Genomic DNA, 20710 nt, shown 5'->3' with positions numbered 1-20710 from the left:
TGGCTCGTATGGCGTGCCCAGCTGGAATTTAAGATGAAGAATTGATCGGCATGTGTTAAAATAAGTTGATTAGAAGAGCTTAGAAGAGATGAGGGGAGAATAGCTAATGATTTTAATGATTGACAACTATGATTCCTTTACTTATAACCTCGTTCAGTATTTGGGTGAATTGGGGAAGGAGCTTGAAGTTGTCCGCAATGATGAAATAGATGTTGACGAGATAAAGAAGCGGAATCCGGAAGTGATTGTTTTGTCGCCCGGGCCAGGCCGCCCGGAAGATGCGGGGATTTGTCTAGAAGTTGTGCGGCGCTATGCCGGACAGATACCCATCTTGGGCGTTTGCCTTGGGCACCAGACGATCGCCCAGGCGTTTGGCGGGGATGTGATCCGTGCAAAGCGCCTCATGCATGGAAAAACATCGCCAATCAATCATGATGGACAGACGATTTTCACGGGGATGCCCACGCCTTTAACGGTGACGCGGTATCATTCTTTGTTGGTAGACCGGGAGACGTTGCCCGCTGAGCTAGTCATTAGTGCCGAAACCGACGAAGGGGAGATCATGGCTTTACGCCACCGTTCTCTGCCGATTGAAGGTGTGCAATTTCATCCTGAATCGATTTTGAGCGAGAATGGCAAGGCGCTGTTGGCCAATTTCATTCGTTTTTATGGAGAATGGGGTTCCCGATGACAGGGGGATTGACACGTGGCTTGGATGATGTTGGATGGACAGCCGACGGAAGAGGCCTCTGCGAAGCTGCCCATCATGGATCATGGTTTGTTATATGGCGTCGGGGCTTTTGAAACGATAAGAATATATCAAGGATTTCCTTTTCTCATAGATGATCATCTTGCGCGGTTGGAGCGAGGCTTGTCCCGGCAGCGCATCCGCTTTCCCTGGCAGCGAGAGGAATGGCTGGCGCAAATTGAGGAGTTGTTGCGGCTTTCAGGGTTGCAGGATGCTTCTTTGCGCATCATGGTGACGGGCGGTGAAGAGGGCTTGGGGCTAAGTGCGAGCGAGTATCATCAGCCCCACACCTTGATGTTTATTCGCCCGCTTCCCTTTGACGACGGGGAATGGTTTGCCAAAGGGAAGGAGTTGGAGGTGGTTTCCATTCCGCGGCAACCACCCGGCGGGGCAGCCGACATCAAGAGCAACAACTACCTTAACAGCGTGTTGGCGCGCCAACAAGTTCAGCGCTTTCCAGAAGTCGAAGGGTTGATGTTGACGCCGGACGGATTCTTAGCAGAAGGGATTGTGAGCAATCTTTTCTTTGTGCGTGACGGCCAATTGCACACGCCGTCATTGGATCTGGGTATTTTGGACGGGGTGACCCGCAAGTGGGTGATCGCGCTGGCGCAATCGATGGGAATCGAGGTGCAAGAAGGGAAGTATCCGCTCGCCGCGCTGGATGAAGCTGAAGAGATTTTTATCACCAACTCCATTCAGGAGCTGGTTCCCATTCGCATTTGGCGGGGGCGGCACCTCGAGGAACACCCCATTACCGATGCATTGTATGGGGCGCATCGCTCATGGACAACCTTATTAACCAGCGCTGGAGAGTTAAGCAGGAGGATGTAGCACGCATGAAATCACACAGTATACAAGCGGGTTCTTATTCGTTATCATATGGCAACCGAACACTGGTGATGGGGATTGTCAATGTCACCCCTGATTCTTTTTCCGACGGGGGCAAGTACACCTCCGCCCAGCTTGCGTTGGAACATGCCAAGCAATTGGTGGAAGACGGGGCCGACATCATTGATATCGGCGGGGAATCGACCCGTCCTGGGGCAGAGCCCGTTTCGCTTGAGGAGGAACTGGCTCGGGTAATTCCCGCAGTCAAGTTGTTGGCCAAGGAATTGGATTGCCCTATTTCGATTGACACCTATAAGGCGGAAGTGGCCAAGCAGGCGGTGTTGGCGGGCGCTCACATCATCAATGATATCTGGGGAGCGAAGCGAGACCCGCGGATGGCCGAAGTGGCGGCAGAGCTAGATGTGCCCATCATCTTGATGCACAATCGGGAAGAAGCCCGGTATGATTCCTTGATCGATGATGTTTGTGCCGACTTGCTCGCCTCGGTTGACTTGGTTAGGCAGGCGGGCGTGCGGGAAGAGAATATTATTTTGGACCCAGGCATCGGCTTTGCCAAAACGGTTGAAGACAACTTTGAAGTGATGCGCCATCTGGACCGGATTGTGGCGCTCGGTTATCCTGTATTGTTGGGAACCTCGCGCAAATCCTTCATCGGCAAGACGTTAGACTTGCCCCCGAATGAACGGGTAGAAGGGACGGCAGCCACTGTGGCCTACGGCATCACCAAAGGATGCCAACTCATGCGTGTGCATGATGTGAAGGAGATGGTCCGGGTCTCCCGCATGATGGATGCGTTGGTTTACGGTCGGACAGCGGAGGAGGAGAGATGATGGATAAAATCTTTCTCAACCGCATGTGTTTTTACGCTTATCATGGTGCCTATCCGGAGGAAAACCGGTTGGGGCAACATTTTTATGTGGACTTGGAAATGACATTGAATCTCCAACCCGCGGCCTTGGCCGATGATCTGTCTTTGACGGTCAATTATGGACAGGTGTATGAACTGATTGAGCAGGAGATGACCAAAACCAAAGTGAAGTTGTTGGAGACATTGGCGGAACGGATCGCGGGACGGATTCTCCGTGAGTATCCGGTTGCAGAAGTGCGGTTGCGCGTGACCAAACCCAATCCGCCGATTCCAGGCCATTATGAGTCGGTGGGCGTGGAGATTGTGCGCAAGCGATCATGAGCCGTAAGATGAGAGCTTATCTGGGGCTTGGCGGCAACATGGGCGACCGCTTATCTTTGTTGAGCCAAGCGGTTAAGCTTTTGGATTTGACCCAGGGCATCTCCGTCAACCGCATCTCCTCCATATATGAAACAGCTCCAGTGGGTCTGTTGGAGCAACCGCACTTCTACAATTTGGTGGTGGAGATTCAAACCACTCTGACTCCTGCTGAGCTGTTGCGGGTTGCATTGGCCATCGAGAAGAAATTACACCGCGTCCGCCACAAGCGATGGGGCCCGCGAACCATTGACATCGATCTTTTGTTGTACGATGATCGGATGATTCAGCGCGAGGAATTGGAAATCCCGCATCCACGAATGCATGAGCGCGCTTTTGTGTTGATACCGCTTATGGAGATTGCGGGGGATATTGCCATTCCGGGGACGGGTACCCGGTTGAGTCAATATATCGCCCAATTGCCCGCCGAACAAGAGATAACCAAGCTTGACGATGTGCTTTTACCGGTATTGGAAAGAAACGGAAGTTGATACTTTTGGTGTGGAACGGTAGGAATCCGCTAAGACATGCCAGAGGAAGCCCCGTTTCGTTGCATGAATAAAATGGGTGAGTGAAATGACTGGAAGGAGGGAAAACCATTGCTTAAAATTGGAGACATTGAAATGAAAAACCGGGTTGTGTTGGCGCCGATGGCTGGTGTGTGCAACCCTGCATTCCGATTGATCGCCAAGGAATTCGGCGTGGGTTTGGTCTGCGCAGAGATGGTCAGCGACAAAGCGATCCTGCATGGAAATAAACGTACGCAAGAGATGCTATATGTTGATGAACGGGAGAAGCCGCTCAGCTTGCAGATTTTCGGCGGCGACAAGGAAACGTTGGTGGAAGCGGCCAGAGTGGTGGACGAACAGACCAACGCCGACATTATCGACATCAATATGGGGTGTCCGGTGCCGAAAGTGGTGAAGTGTGATGCGGGTGCCCGCTGGCTGTTGGAGCCGAAGAAAATTGAAGAGATGGTTTCTGCCGTAGTCAAAGTGGTCAAAAAGCCGGTTACCGTGAAGATGCGGATCGGTTGGGATGAAGACCATATCTATGTGGAGGACAATGCTAAAGCTGTAGAAAGTGCGGGTGGGAAGGCCGTTGCCGTACACGGTCGCACGCGGCAACAGATGTACCGCGGCCATGCGAATTGGGAGTACATCCGCTTGGCTAAGCAAGCGGTATCCATCCCGGTCATCGGCAATGGAGACGTGTTCACCCCAGAAGATGCCAAGCGCATGCTGGAGACGACCGGTTGCGACGGGGTGATGATCGGGCGCGCTGCTTTGGGGAATCCATGGATGCTGTATCGCACCGTTCATTACCTGGAACATGGTGAGCTTTTGCCGGAACCGTCGCCTTCTGAGAAGATCCGTATCGCCCTGTTGCACATGGATCGCTTGATCAACCTGCGCGGCGAACGGATTGCGGTGCGTGAAATGCGCAAGCATGCTACATGGTATTTGAAAGGATTGCCTGGGGCGTCCAAGATCAAAGATGTGGTCACGCAACAAGAAACGCGTGAAGGGATGGCAGACGTGCTACTAACATTCGTCCGCGAATTGGAGCGGGAGCAAGCGGCCGAACAAGCCAATTTGCAACAGGAGACCGCATGACACCAGCGGATTGAGATTATTTTTACCTATGAATGAAGGAGTGCATTGGGATGACACATGAAGAGCACAGCGATCTGTTTCAGGTGCGCCGCGACAAATTGGAAACTTTGCGCGAACAAGGGATCGACCCGTTCGGAGCCAAATTCGAGCGGACGCATTACGCGGAAGCGCTGATGCAGGAATACAACGCCTTCTCCAAAGAAGAATTGGAAGCAAAACAAGCAGAAGCAGTGGTAGCTGGCCGTTTGATGAGTAAGCGCCAGCAAGGGAAAGCTACTTTCGCTCATTTGCAGGACATGACTGGACGCATCCAAGTTTATGTGCGCTTGGATCGTGTGGGTGAGCAGGCATTTGATATCTTCAATATGGCGGATATCGGCGACTTCATCGGCGTGAGCGGGGTGGTGTTCAAAACCAACCGGGGTGAGCTGAGCGTCAAAGCGAATGAAGTCACATTCTTGGGCAAATCGCTGCGCCCGTTGCCTGAAAAATACCATGGCTTGAAAGACGTGGAGTTGCGCTACCGCAAGCGCTACCTGGATTTGATCATGAATCCGGAAGTGAAGGACACATTCGTTATGCGCAGCAAAATCATTGCGGCCACCCGGCGGTATTTGGATGCGCAAGGATATTTGGAAGTGGAGACGCCGACGATGCATGCGATTGCGGGAGGGGCGGCAGCTCGGCCTTTCATCACGCATCACAATGCACTCGACATGACGTTGTACATGCGGATCGCACTGGAATTGCACTTGAAGCGCCTCTTGGTGGGGGGCATTGAGAAGGTATATGAAATTGGGCGTGTTTACCGAAACGAAGGGGTTTCCACTCGCCATAATCCGGAATTCACCATGTTGGAGCTGTATGAAGCGTATGGGGATTACCGTGACATCATGGATTTGACTGAGAACCTGATTGCCCATGTGGCAAAAGAAGTGCTGGGTACCACCCAGATTGAGTATCAGGGCCAACAAGTCGATTTGACGCCAGGCTGGGCGCGCAAATCAATGGTTGAGCTGGTGAAGGAGCACTGCGGTGTGGATTTCTCCCGTCAGATGACGACGGAGGAAGCGCATCAGCAGGCCAAAGAACATGGCGTAGAAGTGGCTCCGTCTATGACGTTTGGTCATATCCTGAATGAGTTCTTCGAACAAAAAGTGGAGCATTTGCTGATTCAACCCACTTTCGTGACAGGGCATCCGGTGGAAATCTCCCCACTCGCGAAGAAAAATCCGCAAGATCCGCGGTTCACGGATCGCTTTGAATTGTTTATCGTAGGGCGCGAGCACGCCAACGCCTTCTCTGAATTAAATGACCCGATCGATCAGCGGGAGCGCTTCGAAGCACAGTTGCGGGAGAAAGCGCAAGGAAACGATGAAGCGCATCCGATGGATGAAGACTTTATCGAAGCGCTGGAATATGGAATGCCGCCGACGGGTGGACTGGGTATTGGGATGGACCGCTTGGTTATGCTGTTAACTAACAGCCCATCCATTCGGGATGTGCTCTTGTTCCCGCACATGCGTCATCAGGACTGATGTAGCTCATAACCTTCTGAAGTTATCCACAGCTTGTGCACAAATTGTGTGTGAATTGTGTATAACTTGTGTACAAAAAAGGGCAGTTTCTTCAACACGAAGAAGCGGCCCTTTCTTTTTATAATAAATGGAAATAAAGGATGAAAAAGGAATAGAGCTCGATGGTAGCGAATTTATTATGGAAACGCAAAATGGGGAGGGATTGCGTGGAAGATAAGTGCACCTGCGCTACCTGTGGAGCCAAGTCCTTATATATCCAATTTTTTGAGATCGACGGGAAGTATTACTGCCGCATTTGTTATACAGAGAAGTTGATGGAAGAGGAGCGGAATCGGGAATAAAACACTTAACTTAATTGGGTGAGAGGAGCGGGGCCAAGAGTTGATGTGCCCCGTTTGTTTTGCTTTCATAAGCATGGAGAAGGGATCAGGGTGAATGTCGCCGAGTCTAGCCGTGTGCTGGCCTCGGCAATTTTTGTGGAGGTGGTGGCTTGATTGGGCATGAAATGGCTTGTTTTAATGAAATAAACCTAATATAATGACCGTAGATTCATCTGGAACACAATGGATAATCATAATTTTCTAACGCGGGGCGGCTCTTGTTTTTTTGTCCAGTCCAGCTGACGGCAAAGATTGTGATAGACGATAGGCCAAAGAAGTGTTAGCGTAGGAGTATAGGTGATGCGAACCTTTGTCCAAAATTGGACGCAATTTTTCGCAACAATTCATCTTATCTACGTACTTGCGACATGAATTGACTTACGAGTAAAATGGTATAAGCGGGAAGATGTAGAAACGTTCAGCTTTTTCTGTTTCGCTTTTCTATTCTCAGGTGGAATTTCCAAGATTGTCTATCCTTGAATATATATTTAAATCCATTTGACCGTTAGGGAGGTTACTGTATGGGCCCCAGGAAAGAGAACCAGAAGCCAATGGGAGAAAAACATCATTTGCCATTCCCAGAGGCTCGATTTGGTTTGCCTGCGAGAAGAGATAATGCTGTCAGAGAAGTGAGAGAGGCACGTGGCAATAGCGAGCGCCAGCAACAGCAAGTTCTTACCATGTTGAACAGCTTGCAACAAAACTTCACTTCATTGTTGCAGGTGGTAACCAATCGACTGAGCTACGATAAGACGAAAGAAGCCGCCTTCGACCGACTGTATAAAGAAATGGAAGATTTGAAGGTGGACCAGGAGTTAAACCAACTCCGCCCACTCTATATCGATTTAATCCTGCTCATCGACCGCATGAATACGATATACAATGATAAATTGGACACTGGCAATCGTAATCCGGAATTAGTGAATATATTACAAACGCTAAGTCATGAAGTGTTGGAAATTTTGTATCGCCGCGGAGTGGAGCTGATCGTGGCGCCATCGAATAAATTTGACCCGCGCATCCAGCAAGTCGTGGAAGTGATCCCGACCAAGCATCCCGCTGAAGATGGCACAGTTGTACATATGGTGCGTCATGGTTTCAAATATAAGGATGTCGTCCTGCGTCCGGAAGAAGTGGTCATCAAAAAATACCATGGCTAGCTGTTGGCTCATTCGCTTCGGCAACCAGCCTTCCTTGAAGTTAAAAGTCTTATATTGAAGATGGGATTCCCATCTTTTCCTTTTGATTTGCACAACAGTTTGCCTGTTTGTTGCGTCTAATATTATGACTATAGAAAAGTGTCTCTTTAAAATGCGTCATTATTGCCTTTTTGACCTTGATGGAAGTGATAGAGGGAGTGAAAAAAGATGGGAAGAGTTGTAGGGATCGACCTGGGAACGACTTACTCGGCGATCGCTATAGTGAACAAGTACGGAAAACCGGAAATGCTCGCTAACCGTGAAGGAGAACGCATTACCCCTTCAGTAGTGCTCTTTGATGGTGCCGATGTCGTGGTGGGAAGCATCGCGAAGCGTACTGCGGTGGCAAGCCCGTTCAATGTGGTCCAGTTTGTAAAACGGCAGATTGGGGACAAGACATGGAAGTTTCAGACTGACAACCATGATGACTTCACACCTGAGGAAATCTCTGCGATGATTTTGCGCCGCCTCAAGGAAGACGCCGAGACATTGTTGGATGAGAAGATCGAGGATGCAGTGATCACCGTGCCAGCGTATTTCGATGACGCTCAGCGCAAAGCGACCCAAGACGCGGGGCGGATTGCGGGACTCAATGTGTTGCGCATTATCAACGAACCAACCGCCGCCGCTTTGGCTTATGGGCTGGACAAAATGCATCAAACCCAAAACCTGCTCGTCTACGATTTGGGGGGCGGTACGTTTGATGTGACGATCATGAATCTGTCTCCGGACGGTTTGCGTGTGCTTTCCACGGGTGGAGCGAAGAACTTGGGCGGTTTTGATTGGGACAACACGGTGATGAACTACTTGAATGAAGAATTTAAAGCGCAAGGCGGCATTGACTTGTTAGAAGATCCCATGTTGGAGCAAGACCTGCGCGAAAAAGCGGAAATCGCCAAGAAAACCCTCTCTGTCCGGGACCGCACCAATGTGTTCTTGTCTGCAAATGGAGTCAACGTTTCCATTCCTCTGACCCGCACCAAATTCGATGAATTAACGGCTCCCCTCCTCAACCGCACCCAAAAGATTTTGGAGTTTGTATTAGAGGATGCCGGCCTTCAATGGAAGGATATTGACCGGGTGTTGCTTGTGGGCGGTTCGACACGCATGAAACAAGTGCCGGCTATGATCGAACGGGTGACGGGAATCAAACCGTCCCTCGACGTAAACCCGGATGAGGTGGTTGCGCAAGGAGCAGCCATTCAAGGTGCGATTCTGCAAATTAAGCAAGGCACGGCCGATATGCACCTCACCCAAGCCTTCCCTGTCGTCGAAGTGCAGGATGTGAACTCGCACAGCATGGGAGTAGTGGCGTTGGATGAAGCAGGTGAGGAATTCAACTCCATCGTACTCAAGAAGGACACCACCATTCCGAGCCGGGTAAGCGGTCATTACAAAACAACGGTTGACGGCCAATCCCAACTTTTCTTGCAAGTGACGGAAGGCGAGGACAGCGACCTCGATTATGTGAAAATCGTTGGGGAAGGGATGATCGACCTCCCAGCTTATCCGAAAGGCGCGCCGTTGGAAGTGATTTTCGAATACGACAGTGATGGGATCATCCATATTTCGGTCATTGATTCCACCGCGGGCACTTTGTTGGGCGAGCTAAACATTGAAAGAACTTCCAACCTGACTGAAGATGAAGTACGGGCGAAACAACGCCGCGTTGAGAAGATGGCAATCGGTTAATGTTAAATGATGGATTAGGCAAATGAAACAGAGTGAGTCAGTCCTTATCGTCTATTTTTCGAACAAATGGTGAAAGATAAGCGAAAAGCCGGGTAATCCCGGCTTTTTCATGTTGTCAAATGAAGTTGAACTATTGCCAATAATGTGGTAAATTGATAAAATTGAACCGATTGAGGGTATATATAAGTATATTATGCTAAACTTGGAGGAAGATTTCATTTAATCCCAATAAGATTATACATTTCCCATTATGTTTAATTAATACCTAGTTTTAAAATATTTAATAAATCTTAGAGGAAAGTATTGAACTTCATTTTTACTAAGATAAAATATAGTGATGCTATCATCAAATATCGTTGTTGAAAAAGCATGCTATTTAAGGAGGCTTTGCTTTTCTTATGTATCCAGATATCAAGTTGTTAATCATAACCGAAGAAGATTCGATTGCAACGGATTTGCGAGAAAGATTAAGCACTCAGTTTCCTCAGATCAGCCATGTTTACGCGTCGGAAGTGCGGCGTGAGATCGCCCGGATCCAGCCGGATGTCGTGTTGTTGCATGAAGGGGTCGGAAGCTTAGGGATGCAGCTGATCCCTTACATCTTGCGTGAAGTGACACAAGTCAAGATAGTTTTCCTCACTGAATCCAAAGATTCGATCCGCATTCGTGACGCCAGCCGCGCAGGAGCGTTTGACGTCCTCTTTTTCCCGGATGAGATTAACGCGCTAGGCGATGTGTTGTCACGCGCCGTTATCGCGTTGCAATCTGATAGCGACAAGAATGAGGCGGCTGCCAATTTTACCTGGGGGCGCGGGCAAGTAATCGGTTTTTACAGCGGCAAGGGCGGTTCCGGCAAAAGTTTGATTGCTTCCACGCTAGCTCAGACGCTTCAATTGGAATCCAACTCCAGTGTGCTGTTGGTGGATCTCAACTTCCAATTCGGCGGTGTGGAAACGTATCTCAATCTTGCAAGCGGCCGCAATCTATATGATTTGACGCCGGTTTTGCATGAGTTGAATGATAACCATATCCGTAGCGTGACCGTGATTGAACCTCACTCTGCCGTTGAAGTGTTGGCCAGTCCCGCCGATTTAGAAGTGGCCGAACAGATTACCGAAGAGCATATCGAACGTCTTCTCCGTGCTGCCCGCCTTTACTATGATTACATACTTGTCGACATGCCAGCGGAAATGACCAACTTAACGTATGCGGCATTGGAAGAGGCGGACAAGATTTTTTACGTGTTAAATCCCGACGCCTTATCCCTGCGCACGTTGAACCGGGTGTTGACCGCATTTAACATGATTGGTGTAGACCCAACAGATCGTTTGGAAATCCTCGTCAACCGGATAAACCGTGACTCCGAAATCGGAGCCAAAGAAATCCGCCAACGCTTCAGTTTCGATATCGCCGGCGAATTCCGAGATGATCTAAAACGCATCGACCAGGCGATCAATCGCGGCAAGCCATTGCGAACCGCCAAAAACGAACGCAACCTGTCACTCTTCGCCCGTGACATGCAGAAGTTTGCCAAACAACTGCTGTCTGAATCGAAGAACGGCAAATCCACTTCATAAGGCGGGAGAATCCCTTGATCGAGCATGGATTGTATCTCGTCTTGATAGGATTGTTGATCGCGGCAACGGTGACCGATCTCAAATACCGCTTAATCTACGACCGTTTCGTCGTGATCGGCATCGTGGCGGCCGTGCTCGCTCGCCTTTTTGAGCGACCGGAGCCATGGTGGAACTATGTGGTGACCGGTTTCGTCGTCTTTCTCATCCTTTATGTGATTGCCGTCGTAACCGATGAACGTTCTATCGGCGGAGGAGATGTGAAGCTGTTTGGCATGTTGGGGCTCGCCTTGGGCTTTCAGCCTTTTCTCCTGATCTTTTTCTCCTCCCACCTGTTGGCGGCCCTCTATCTGCTCATCGTCAAGCTAGTGCGTTGGAACCAAGTGGGTCGCAAAACCGAATTCCCATTTGCCCCATTCATTCTACTTGGCACGGTGTTTACGTATGTGCTAACCAAATTATAAAAATAAGCAGGTGTGATCTATGCAGGATGCAAAGAGAAGAGCCTTATTGTTTTTAGTTGTCGCGTTGTTACTTTCTGCGATAGCCGGGTATATGTTTTTACAGAAGTCGATGGCAGTTGATGCTGAATTAGGCGATTTTGTCCCAGTTTATGTAGCGAAGGAAAATATTGATTCACGCAAGCCATTAAGTTCAGAGATGTTTGAGCAAAAAGCAATGCCAAGACAGTATGTTGAGGGTTCGATTGTTACTGATTTGAATTCTATTTCTTTAGGGCAAGAGCAGATTGCTAGTATTGGCCAATTAGTTTCGGTAGTGCCTCTTGCAAAAGGCGAGATTCTTACTGCTAATGTACTGAAGCGTGAAACAGAGTTGAGATCAGGCAACCATAGAATGGTTATGCTCTTTAAATCAGACCGTGTAGGTTTTGACGATAACTTTAATCAGCGAGATTTGGTAGATATTATCGTCACTGATAAAAACATGAAGACGAGTATATATATGAAAAATGTAGAGGTTGTTGCTTTGGGCATTGACGCAAATAAAAATGTAACTGGGTTAGGGTTAGAGATGACGCTGGAAGAAGCAGCTAACTTTATCGGTATACAAAATACGGCAGCATCTATTAGAGTGTTGAAAGCCCCGAACACGGGTGATGGAAAAATTGGAGAAAAAGAAGGAGCCAAAAAGCAGATAAAACAATCTGATCAAAAGTCAACAACAAATACACAAGGGAATCCGATGGAAACGGATACCCCTCAACAATAACAGTAAGGATGGTTTTGAAGATGGCCATTTTCTCGCAAAACCAACGATTAACAAAGCATATTCGTCGAAGCGCCAGTGAGAGAGAAAGGCAGAAGCCTGCCGATGATAATCGGGTTAATGAACTGGCACAACACTTTAAAGCTCGGTTACTACGTGAAACGGACTTGGAAAAACTAACACAGATGCCCTCATCGGAATTACGTATCACGCTAGATCGCTTAGTTAGCAGATACTTAGCTGATGAGCAAGTCGTGTTGACCGGCCAAGAGCGGAACCGGGTCATCAATCGGATCATTAATGAGTCCGTGGGCTTCGGTCCATTGGAATCCTTGTTGGAAGATGAAGAGATTACCGAAATCATGGTGAACGGTCCTTATGAAGTTTTCTACGAGAAAAAGGGTAAATTGCATAAAACGGATATCCAATTTCGCGATGAAGAAGCGTTGCGCCATGTGATCGACCGAATTGTGGCGCCGATTGGCCGCCGGATTGACGTGAGTTCCCCCATGGTGGATGCGCGCCTGCCTGACGGGAGCCGTGTGAATGCGGTAATTCCCCCGATCAGCTTGAAAGGATCGTTGCTTTCTATTCGTAAGTTTCGCAAAGACCCGATTCGTTTGGAGGATTTGATTTCATTTAACAGCATGACTCCGGATATGGCCAAATTCCTCACGAGTATGGTGAAAGCGAAGTTGAACATTATCATCTCTGGGGGCACAGGTAGCGGGAAAACGACACTGCTGAATGCATTGGCGTGTTTCATTCCAGAAGATGAACGGATTATCACCATTGAGGATATGGCGGAGCTTCGCATTCCGCATACACATGTCGTCGGGATGGAAGCGCGCCCCGCCAACGTGGAAGGCAAAGGGGAAGTTTCGATTCGCCAGCTTGTGCGGAACGCTCTGCGGATGCGTCCTGACCGGATCATCGTAGGGGAGGTTCGTGGCGCGGAGGCGTTTGACATGCTACAAGCGATGAACACGGGTCATGAAGGTTCTATCACCACGGTACACGCCAATACCCCGCAAGACGCTATGAGTCGTCTGGAGGGGATGGTCATGATGTCAGGAATGGATCTGCCATCTGAAATCATTCGCCAGTATATTGTCAGTGCGGTTGATTACATTGTGCAAATCGGACGGTTGCCAGATGGGCAACGCAAGATGCTAGCCATTGCAGAGATGCAGCAACAGGAAGACGGTTCTGTCAAGATGATCGATATTTTCCGTTTTGTACAGACCAATGTAGATAAAGACGGGAAGGTGGAAGGATACTTCGCCCCAACTGGCTATTTACCTAGCTGCCTTGATCGTTTGCAAGCATATGGTGTTGGCGTCGCAAAAGAAATGTTCAACCCGAAAAAAGGAGGAGAGAAAGCGTGACCGAGGCGATAGTTGGGGCATTAGCAGTCTTGTGTTCAATGCTGGCTCTCTTCAACTGGGTAGAGATGCGCACTGCACAAAGGCAGACGAATGAAGTGCTGGAGAAGTATGTAGGAACAAAAACCGAGATCAGTTGGTCTGACCGCCTTGCGGACCGGCTTGATAATCAAGAGTGGGCTAAAAAGTTGGCTCCCCAATTGAAACGAGCGAGCATTAATCTGCGCCCTTCAGAGTATGGTGCTTTGTTGATAGCAGGGGAGCTGGGGTTGACTTTTCTGCTTTACCTAGGATTGGATGCCCCGTTTTTTATGAGTTTGTTAATCGCAGGTGTTCTGACACCACTTGGTTCCAGAATGCTGATCAATTCTCGCAAGTTTTTATATGTGCGAAAAATAGATGCCCAATTGTCCGAAGCCTGTCGTCTGTTAAGTAGTGCCGCCAGAGCGGGGTTGTCGATTCCCCAAGGCTTGGAATTGGTTGTCAAAGAAATGAGTGGACCGATCAAAGAAGAATTAAATACGGTCGTCAAAGAGTTGCAACTTGGAAAAAGCGTTGAAGTATCTTTAAGAGAATTGATCAATCGAGTGCCTTCTCGTGATTTGCAGGTGTTTGTAAATGCCTTAATCATCCAACGACGAGCGGGTGGTGACTTAGCTCGTGTTTTAAGCGAGATGGCAAGTACGATGGAAGAGCGCAAAATCATTCATAAGACCATTGATGCAACAGTGGCGCAAGCACGTTTTTCAGCATATATGCTACCCGTTGTTTCGATTCTCATCGTTTTTATGATGAGTCAAATGATCGAAAACTTCTTCGACTTCTTCACCAATATTTTTGGGATCATCGTATTAATCATTTTTATCATTATGCAAGTGATCGGCTTTATTCTAATTAAACGAATCGCCGACATTAAAGTGTAGAGGAATGGATAGGAGATGACATTTACACTTCTCATTCTCGTATTGGCTATATGGGCTTGCTTGTTTTTTGCTGCAATTTCTTATTACTCCTATAGCATGGAAAAAGAGAAGGTACGCATCAATCTGGACAATCACATTCCCCCTTGGAAGGTAATGAAGAAAAGAGTAAGCAGGGGAATGCTGATTCACCAGTGGTTGGATAAACTCGCTCCTACGGGAAAGAACATTCAAATCTTAAGTGAGGACACCGAGTTGGAGGATTCGTTGGTAAAAGCGGGATACCCTTTTCAGTTGACGGTTGCCCGCTTGCACGGAGCCAAAATTTTAGGGGCTATTCTGGGATTGTTCATTGGATTGCTGTACTATTCCGTTGGCTTTTTGCCGTTAGACTTTTTGATTACCGTTTTTGCACCGTTTGTAGGATATATGGCACCTATATATTGGGTGAGAATGAAGGCAAAACGCAGACAAGAGCAACTTCGCTTGGATCTGCCTGATTTTCTAGATATGATGAGTATCACCTTACAGGCGGGTATGTCGATGGATGACGCCTTTGCCTACTATGTAGAAACCACGCAAGGGCCATTAAGTGAAGAATTGGCCCGTTTGAATCAGGAAGTCAAGTTTGGTGTGCAACGTGAGGCAGCTTACAGATCGCTGATTAGCAGAACAGAATCGTCGGAATTGGAAGCATTGATCCAGTCTTTGATCCAAGCTCATAATCTGGGTACCCCAATTGCTCAAACATTTGCTCAACAAGCAGAAGAGATGAGACGGATGCGGGCAGAGCATGCAAAAGAAGCAGCTGGTAAGGCGGCGCCAAAGATTTCCTTAGTAAGTGGGTTGGTCATTGCTCCGTCAATTATGTTGCTCATGCTTAGTGCCATTATTTATAGCTATTTTATTGCAAGAGATATTTTTGGTGGCATTTAGCATTTAAGGAGGTGAGAACTGAAAAAAACGGGAATATAATGTAGGAAGTTGTCGTTGGTTGAACAGCACTCTTTTTACTATTATCTAGGAGGAATTCATCATGGAAAAAAAAGCTTTGTGGACTTATCGTTGGGAACGTGTAAAAGAATTTTTGCCTAGCTTTAAACCTCTCAGCAAGAAAGGTTCCCCGACACTTGAGTATGTTATCATTATTGCCGCTGGTGCAGCTTTTGCAGGTTTGTTGCTGTTTGCATTCAAGGGTGGAGAAGATAACGAGATTACCAAAACATTAAGAACAAAAGTTAATGATGTTGTGGACAAATCAGGTAATTTGGAAGAAGCTAAGTAAGATGCCAGTTGGAACAATAGAATATATGGTTTGCTTTAGTGCAAACCATATATTCTTATTTTAAGAGGTGAGTATATTGAATGCATTTTATGCTAAGGTGGTAAGTGGTCTCGTTGTTTTTTCCGTTGCCATTGCCGGCTGTTCCACACCTGTTTCCAAGACAGAAGAGGGAGTAGCGGAAGAACAAAGCAAAGAAATTAAAAAAGCGTATGCGACAGAAGTCGAAGAAATGTTAAAAGAAGGTCCCGGCAAATATGCGGGTAGTGCCTATCATAAAGAAAATGCCAACAAAGAGTTAGATACGTTACCTAAAAATCTCACAGGCGAACAAGCATACCAGAAGTTAGTCGAACTTTTTGCAGAGGACTATCAATCATACGTGAAAAAATTGGATGAGTTTGACACTACATATACCGTTAGTGGCGACCCAGGTGATTTAAAAACTCCTACAGGCAAGCTGTTGAATGTCATGATCCTTGTTGACTCCTCTGGAAGCATGGCTGGTAAGGTTGATGGCTTTTCCAAAATGACCCTTGCGAAAAAGGCGGTTTCCCGTTTTGCTTCTTCACTTTCTACACATGCAAATGTCTCTTTAAGGGTGTATGGCCATAAAGGTAGCAATGCTGATAAAGATAAAGACATCTCTTGTAAAAGCACCGAAGTCGTTTATCCTTTGGGTAAATACGATCAACAAAAGTTTAACAAGGCGTTGGACGCGTTTAAACCGACTGGATGGACACCGATTGCATTGGCAATGAAAGAAGCGGCAAATGATCTATCGAAAATAACTGGCCCCTCGGAAAATTTAGTTTATGTAGTAAGTGATGGCATAGAAACATGTGGCGGGAACCCGGTTCAAGTGGCACAAGAGTTGAGTAAATCCAATGTCAAAGCCGTGGTAAATATTATTGGATTCGATGTGGATAATGCAGGTCAAAAAGCATTACAGGAAGTCGCTAAGGCTGGCGGCGGCGAATATGCAACAGTCCGTAATGATGAGGGATTGCGAAGGTATTTTGATACCCAAAAAATGAAGATTTGGGATCAATGGTTAATGTGGAAAGTGAATAATGTTGGTGAAATCCTTAAACAGTTTACTGATAAAAAGCATTTATTACAAAATCTCACTTATACCGGACTTGGAATAGATGAAGTATCTAATACAGAATCACAACACATGAGAGATGCCTTGAATTATTTGGAGGATTCAGGAAAATTATCCAGCGAAGAAGCTGATAAAGCTGATGAATTGATCACTAATCGCGCGGATAAAATTGACGAATATAGAAAGAGTCGTTATGACTCTATTATAAAACTCTTGGAAGAAAACAAAGAGAAGATAAGAGAAATCGTAGAGAAAAAAGGTAAGGATAAGATGGATGAATATGATACCAACTAATAATGAAAGCAAATCAATATATTAGAGGTGGTTTGGACATGAAAAATTATGTAGATAGCTTATCTTTGTACAAAGATAAGCTATTATACATCCTTCTTTTTGGAGTTACCATTGCGTTTCCACTCTTTTTTATCAATCAATTTGTATCCACATTCTACTATAATCTCTTTGCAACGGTAGGCGTTTCCGAATTAGGTAGTTACCCACAATTCATCTTTTCTACCATTACTATCTTTATCAGCCAAATTCCATTTATTTATTTGGTTAAAAGCAAGTTGATTGAAGAAGAAACGAGTATAAGTGAAGGATACAGAGTGTTCTTTGAACATATGCTTCCTGTGTATGTGGTAGGGGCGATTATTGCCATCCTTGTAACGCTTGGCACGGTGCTGTTTATTGTTCCAGGCTTGATCTTACTTATGCTGTTTATTCTCTATCCTTATGTTGTTGTGTTTGAAGGGGAAAGTTGGTTCAATGGGTTGAAAAGAGCATTTCAAGTAGGGAAGACAAGGTTATTTCAAGTAATGGGTGTTACGATGTTATTGAGCATATTAACCATGTTAATGAATTTTGTGACCCTGTTTTTGTCGCTTTATACTTTGGATAACCTGTTTCTCATAAATATCATTCAACTTGTTTTTAATATGTTTATTCTTCCTTACCTTACATTTGTGGTAGGTCATTATTACTATGATTGGGAAGTTTACTAAACATGATGCAGGAGAGGGATTATGCTGTTTAAACACATCAACAAGCATAAAAGATTGTTTGCCATCATTATGCTTGCTTTTATATTGTTTAACATCACTATTCCTTTCTCATATTCAGCTTATGCCGATTTACAAGTGAAAGAAGTGCAAAAGGCAGGCGATGTGGTAAAAGATAGTGATGTCGTTAAAAAGGCGGATGCCAAAAAAGAAGCTGTTCCAGAAGATAAAAGTGTGTTAGGGAAGTCATTTGAGTGGGTATCGGAGGGGCAAGCTTATAAGGCGATTAAGTGGACGATTAGCGAAATTTTCTTCGCAACACTTGTCGGTATCGAGACAGTCGGTAATGAATTAATTGATGGTAATATTAATGTTTCTGCTAGGAGTTCTATTAAGTGGACGAGCTTGCTCACACTCTCAGCGCTTGTTCGTAATGGTATTGGCATAAAGGTTCAAGACGGTTGGCAACAAGCGGTATTGGATAGTTGGGATGCGTTAGAAAAAGGAGTAACACTTAACCAATTCGTTGCATGGGGAAAAATCGTACCATTCGTAACTGAACGTGCCACTAACGCAATAAAAATAGGAACTATTGGTGAAGCAGCTGTTAGTTCAAGTTCCTTACTTAAAAGCACTTCTCCATTAACACCGGTTGGAAAAGTTGCGGGTTGGGCGGGAATTGCTTTTTCCACTGCTGAAATGGTGTCTGGATTTGGTTCTGCATTTTATAGCCAGGATGAGTCAAAAAGCCAGGCTGATGGTGTATTAAATGGTGTTGCTGGGTTCGGTAGCCTAGCGTTAGCGACGGGCTTGATGATGGGAGCTGCTTGTCCTCCATTGGCGGTTGGTCTTGCAGTGGGTGGAGCTCTTGTCTGGGGAGCAGCTACGGCTGGCAAGTATTTCACAGGAAAAAGCAAAACGTTTAGGAAAGGTGTCACGGCTCCTGTGAGATGGGTGAAAAGCTGGTTTGATTAATACGGTAATGGTGAAGGTGAATGGACTTGAAAGGGGGTAAGAATAATTGAATAAACAATCGATTCCTCCAAATATCAGAGATATTATTGAAGCACATAAAAAGCCACGTGAGCGTTATGATATTCTTTCGGTGCTGGTGAGGTATGAAGAGGAAGATTATTATTGCGTCGGTTACGATGAAGGGAAAGATGTAACAGGATATTTGTTTATCACGAGAGAGGGCAAAATTCCTGCACGAGAAGACATCCTCGAAGTGGCAAGGTTATCCATAGAACTTAATTTTATTAATTTTACTTATTACAATGTAGGTCGCCAGTTTAGTCGTCGAAATAGCAACAGTATAGTAAAGGTGCTAGATATAACAAATAAATGTCTAAAATTAGGCGAAGACTTGCCTTCAATTGATGCGTGTAAAGAGGCGTTTGAATCCATCTTAGCGATGCGATCTGAGTATGAAAAGATTGCCGAGTGCATGAATGCGACATTAAACAGAATTGGGAGAAGTGGAATCTTTTATCCACAAGAAGATTACTCTCAATTGAGTGATTGGCATGAGCGGATGGGTGAATTGTTGTTCAGAGATAATTATGTGCAAATGGAAACCTATGATGATAGAAGACAAGTTCTATCCTTTTTGTTGAAAAAAGGAAGGATCATTGATGCGTTTCGTTTCTGGTTAATTCATTTGCGCCTCCATCCTGGGCATGTAAATGCAAGGGATCTAGACACTTTTAACAAGGGGAAAAGGAAGTTTTTACAAAATAAGCCATTAGACGAAGAGAAAGCTTTCGAAAACAATATTTTACCTATTATTCGCAATCCAAAATAAAGAGTGGGTTACTTTACATGAACCTTGTGTAAGTGATTAATGGGAAAGCGGCTATGGTGGGGAAATGGGCTTGCTGGACTTATGATATGTTTATATTTCTAGCATTGCTTGTTATAGTGTGGAACAATTGCAACGCGTAAAAAGCTATAGATGTTAGGGATCTCGCGGTGACAGCTTTAAAAAAATTAGTTAGGAGGGAGATTATGTGGTTTAAATATATGGCCAAGCATAAAAGGTCATTAGCTATTATTATGCTTGCCTTCATTTTGTTTAACATCACCATCCCGTTCTCATATCCAGCCTATGCCGATTTACAAGTAAAAGAAGTGCAAAAGTCGGGCGATGTGCAAAAAGATGGTGATCTCGTCAAAAAGGCGGATACTAAAAAAGAAGCCAATCCAGAAAAAAGTGCTTGGGATAAATCTGTTGAATGGATAACGACTGATCAAGGTTACAAAGTCATTAAATGGACATTCAATGATTTCTTTATTGCAAAAATTGCAGGTGTTCATGAGGTTGCTACCTCAATGTCGGAACCAAACGGTCTTTCGAGTAGCGCAAAGATTACAGGTGCGTTAACTGTCTCCGCAATTGTTCGTGGTGGCATAAGTATATTTACACAGGATAGAACTTGGCAACAAGGCTTAATGGACTCATGGGATGCGATAGAAAAAGGTGTGACGCTTCATCAATTTGTTAACTGGTCAAATATCGCACCATATGTAGGCACTAAAATCCAAAACCTCAGAAACTTCGCTACACCGATTGGTGGTGCAGCTGCCGATTCAAGTACTTTGCTTAAAAGCGTCGCTCCATTGTCAAAAGTTGCAAAAGTTGCGGGCTGGGCAGGGATAGCGTTTTCCACCGTTGAGATGGTGTCTGGCTATACCTACGCATTTAACAGCCCAGATGGATCACAGCAACAGGCAGATGCTGTTTTAACAGGTACAGCGGGCCTAGGTAGTCTTGCATTGACGGCGGGCTTGATGATTGGAGCTGCATGTCCCCCATTGGCGGTTGGGCTTGCAGTAGGTGGAGCGCTTGTCTGGGGAGCAGCTACAGTCGGCAAGTATTTCACAGGAAACAAAACGGTAAGAAAAGTTGTCACGGCTCCTGTGAGATGGGTGAAAAGTTGGTTTGATTAATAAGGTGATGGTGT

The 20710-nt window shown here is 46.2% G+C and carries 22 protein-coding genes; all 22 read left to right on the top strand.

Features of this window, described 5'->3' with window-relative positions; translation table 11 throughout:
• Positions 1 to 106: 106 nt before the first annotated feature.
• The gene (locus QQZ12_RS13895) at positions 107 to 691 is read left to right on the top strand and encodes an anthranilate synthase component II (protein ID WP_106342753.1); all 585 of its coding nucleotides are present in this window, start codon (positions 107 to 109) and stop codon (positions 689 to 691) included.
• A gap of 24 nt (positions 692 to 715) precedes the next feature.
• Positions 716 to 1582: an aminotransferase class IV gene (locus tag QQZ12_RS13890; RefSeq protein ID WP_284724564.1), complete on the top strand. Its 867-nt coding sequence runs from the start codon at positions 716 to 718 to the stop codon at positions 1580 to 1582.
• 5 nt (positions 1583 to 1587) lie between these two features.
• On the top strand, positions 1588 to 2430 hold the full coding sequence (gene folP / locus QQZ12_RS13885) for a dihydropteroate synthase (RefSeq protein WP_102991272.1): 843 nt from the start codon (positions 1588 to 1590) through the stop codon (positions 2428 to 2430).
• Positions 2430 to 2789 (top strand): dihydroneopterin aldolase, encoded by a 360-nt coding sequence (folB, locus tag QQZ12_RS13880; RefSeq protein ID WP_102991273.1) that lies wholly within the window; start codon positions 2430 to 2432, stop codon positions 2787 to 2789. Before folP ends, folB begins: the two co-directional genes overlap by 1 nt.
• Positions 2790 to 2797: 8 nt before the next feature.
• On the top strand, positions 2798 to 3316 hold the full coding sequence (gene folK / locus QQZ12_RS13875; protein ID WP_223248005.1) for a 2-amino-4-hydroxy-6-hydroxymethyldihydropteridine diphosphokinase: 519 nt from the start codon (positions 2798 to 2800) through the stop codon (positions 3314 to 3316).
• Between the two features lie 108 nt (positions 3317 to 3424).
• Complete coding sequence (dusB, locus tag QQZ12_RS13870) at positions 3425 to 4441, top strand: tRNA dihydrouridine synthase DusB (RefSeq protein WP_102991275.1); 1017 nt, start codon at positions 3425 to 3427, stop codon at positions 4439 to 4441.
• A 50-nt stretch (positions 4442 to 4491) separates the two neighbouring features.
• Complete coding sequence (lysS, locus tag QQZ12_RS13865; protein ID WP_102991276.1) at positions 4492 to 5979, top strand: lysine--tRNA ligase; 1488 nt, start codon at positions 4492 to 4494, stop codon at positions 5977 to 5979.
• Between the two features lie 206 nt (positions 5980 to 6185).
• Positions 6186 to 6320 carry a hypothetical protein gene (locus QQZ12_RS13860; protein ID WP_022738771.1) on the top strand — a complete coding sequence of 45 codons (135 nt, stop codon included), beginning with the start codon at positions 6186 to 6188 and terminating at the stop codon, positions 6318 to 6320.
• A 560-nt stretch (positions 6321 to 6880) separates the two neighbouring features.
• On the top strand, positions 6881 to 7519 hold the full coding sequence (locus QQZ12_RS13855) for a nucleotide exchange factor GrpE (protein WP_022738773.1): 639 nt from the start codon (positions 6881 to 6883) through the stop codon (positions 7517 to 7519).
• Positions 7520 to 7726: 207 nt separating this feature from the next.
• The gene (locus tag QQZ12_RS13850; protein WP_102991277.1) at positions 7727 to 9250 is read left to right on the top strand and encodes an Hsp70 family protein; all 1524 of its coding nucleotides are present in this window, start codon (positions 7727 to 7729) and stop codon (positions 9248 to 9250) included.
• Between the two features lie 398 nt (positions 9251 to 9648).
• The gene (locus QQZ12_RS13845; protein WP_054095532.1) at positions 9649 to 10827 is read left to right on the top strand and encodes a CpaE/TadZ family protein; all 1179 of its coding nucleotides are present in this window, start codon (positions 9649 to 9651) and stop codon (positions 10825 to 10827) included.
• A 14-nt stretch (positions 10828 to 10841) separates the two neighbouring features.
• Positions 10842 to 11288 (top strand): prepilin peptidase, encoded by a 447-nt coding sequence (locus QQZ12_RS13840; RefSeq protein ID WP_189318947.1) that lies wholly within the window; start codon positions 10842 to 10844, stop codon positions 11286 to 11288.
• 19 nt (positions 11289 to 11307) lie between these two features.
• A complete protein-coding gene (locus QQZ12_RS13835) occupies positions 11308 to 12054 on the top strand; it encodes a CpaB family protein (protein ID WP_102991279.1) in 747 nt (248 codons plus the stop codon).
• 8 nt (positions 12055 to 12062) lie between these two features.
• Complete coding sequence (locus QQZ12_RS13830; protein WP_431606312.1) at positions 12063 to 13439, top strand: TadA family conjugal transfer-associated ATPase; 1377 nt, start codon at positions 12063 to 12065, stop codon at positions 13437 to 13439.
• Complete coding sequence (locus QQZ12_RS13825) at positions 13436 to 14359, top strand: type II secretion system F family protein (protein WP_284724556.1); 924 nt, start codon at positions 13436 to 13438, stop codon at positions 14357 to 14359. The genes QQZ12_RS13830 and QQZ12_RS13825 overlap by 4 nt, the downstream gene beginning before the upstream one ends.
• A gap of 15 nt (positions 14360 to 14374) precedes the next feature.
• Positions 14375 to 15292 (top strand): type II secretion system F family protein, encoded by a 918-nt coding sequence (locus QQZ12_RS13820; protein ID WP_284724555.1) that lies wholly within the window; start codon positions 14375 to 14377, stop codon positions 15290 to 15292.
• Positions 15293 to 15392: 100 nt separating this feature from the next.
• Positions 15393 to 15641 carry a hypothetical protein gene (locus QQZ12_RS13815; RefSeq protein ID WP_054095538.1) on the top strand — a complete coding sequence of 83 codons (249 nt, stop codon included), beginning with the start codon at positions 15393 to 15395 and terminating at the stop codon, positions 15639 to 15641.
• Between the two features lie 76 nt (positions 15642 to 15717).
• Positions 15718 to 17040, top strand: a complete 1323-nt coding sequence (locus QQZ12_RS13810) for a vWA domain-containing protein (RefSeq protein WP_284724554.1) — start codon at positions 15718 to 15720, stop codon at positions 17038 to 17040.
• Positions 17041 to 17078: 38 nt separating this feature from the next.
• A complete protein-coding gene (locus tag QQZ12_RS13805) occupies positions 17079 to 17750 on the top strand; it encodes a hypothetical protein (RefSeq protein WP_284724553.1) in 672 nt (223 codons plus the stop codon).
• Between the two features lie 21 nt (positions 17751 to 17771).
• Positions 17772 to 18722 (top strand): hypothetical protein, encoded by a 951-nt coding sequence (locus tag QQZ12_RS13800; RefSeq protein ID WP_284724552.1) that lies wholly within the window; start codon positions 17772 to 17774, stop codon positions 18720 to 18722.
• A gap of 46 nt (positions 18723 to 18768) precedes the next feature.
• Complete coding sequence (locus tag QQZ12_RS13795; RefSeq protein WP_284724551.1) at positions 18769 to 19551, top strand: hypothetical protein; 783 nt, start codon at positions 18769 to 18771, stop codon at positions 19549 to 19551.
• 203 nt (positions 19552 to 19754) lie between these two features.
• Positions 19755 to 20696 carry a hypothetical protein gene (locus QQZ12_RS13790; RefSeq protein WP_102991290.1) on the top strand — a complete coding sequence of 314 codons (942 nt, stop codon included), beginning with the start codon at positions 19755 to 19757 and terminating at the stop codon, positions 20694 to 20696.
• Positions 20697 to 20710: the final 14 nt, after the last annotated feature.

This window comes from Laceyella tengchongensis (assembly GCF_900182735.1).
GTDB classification, from domain to species: Bacteria; Bacillota; Bacilli; order Thermoactinomycetales; family Thermoactinomycetaceae; genus Laceyella; species Laceyella tengchongensis.
This window is presented reverse-complemented; position numbering and strand designations above follow the sequence as displayed.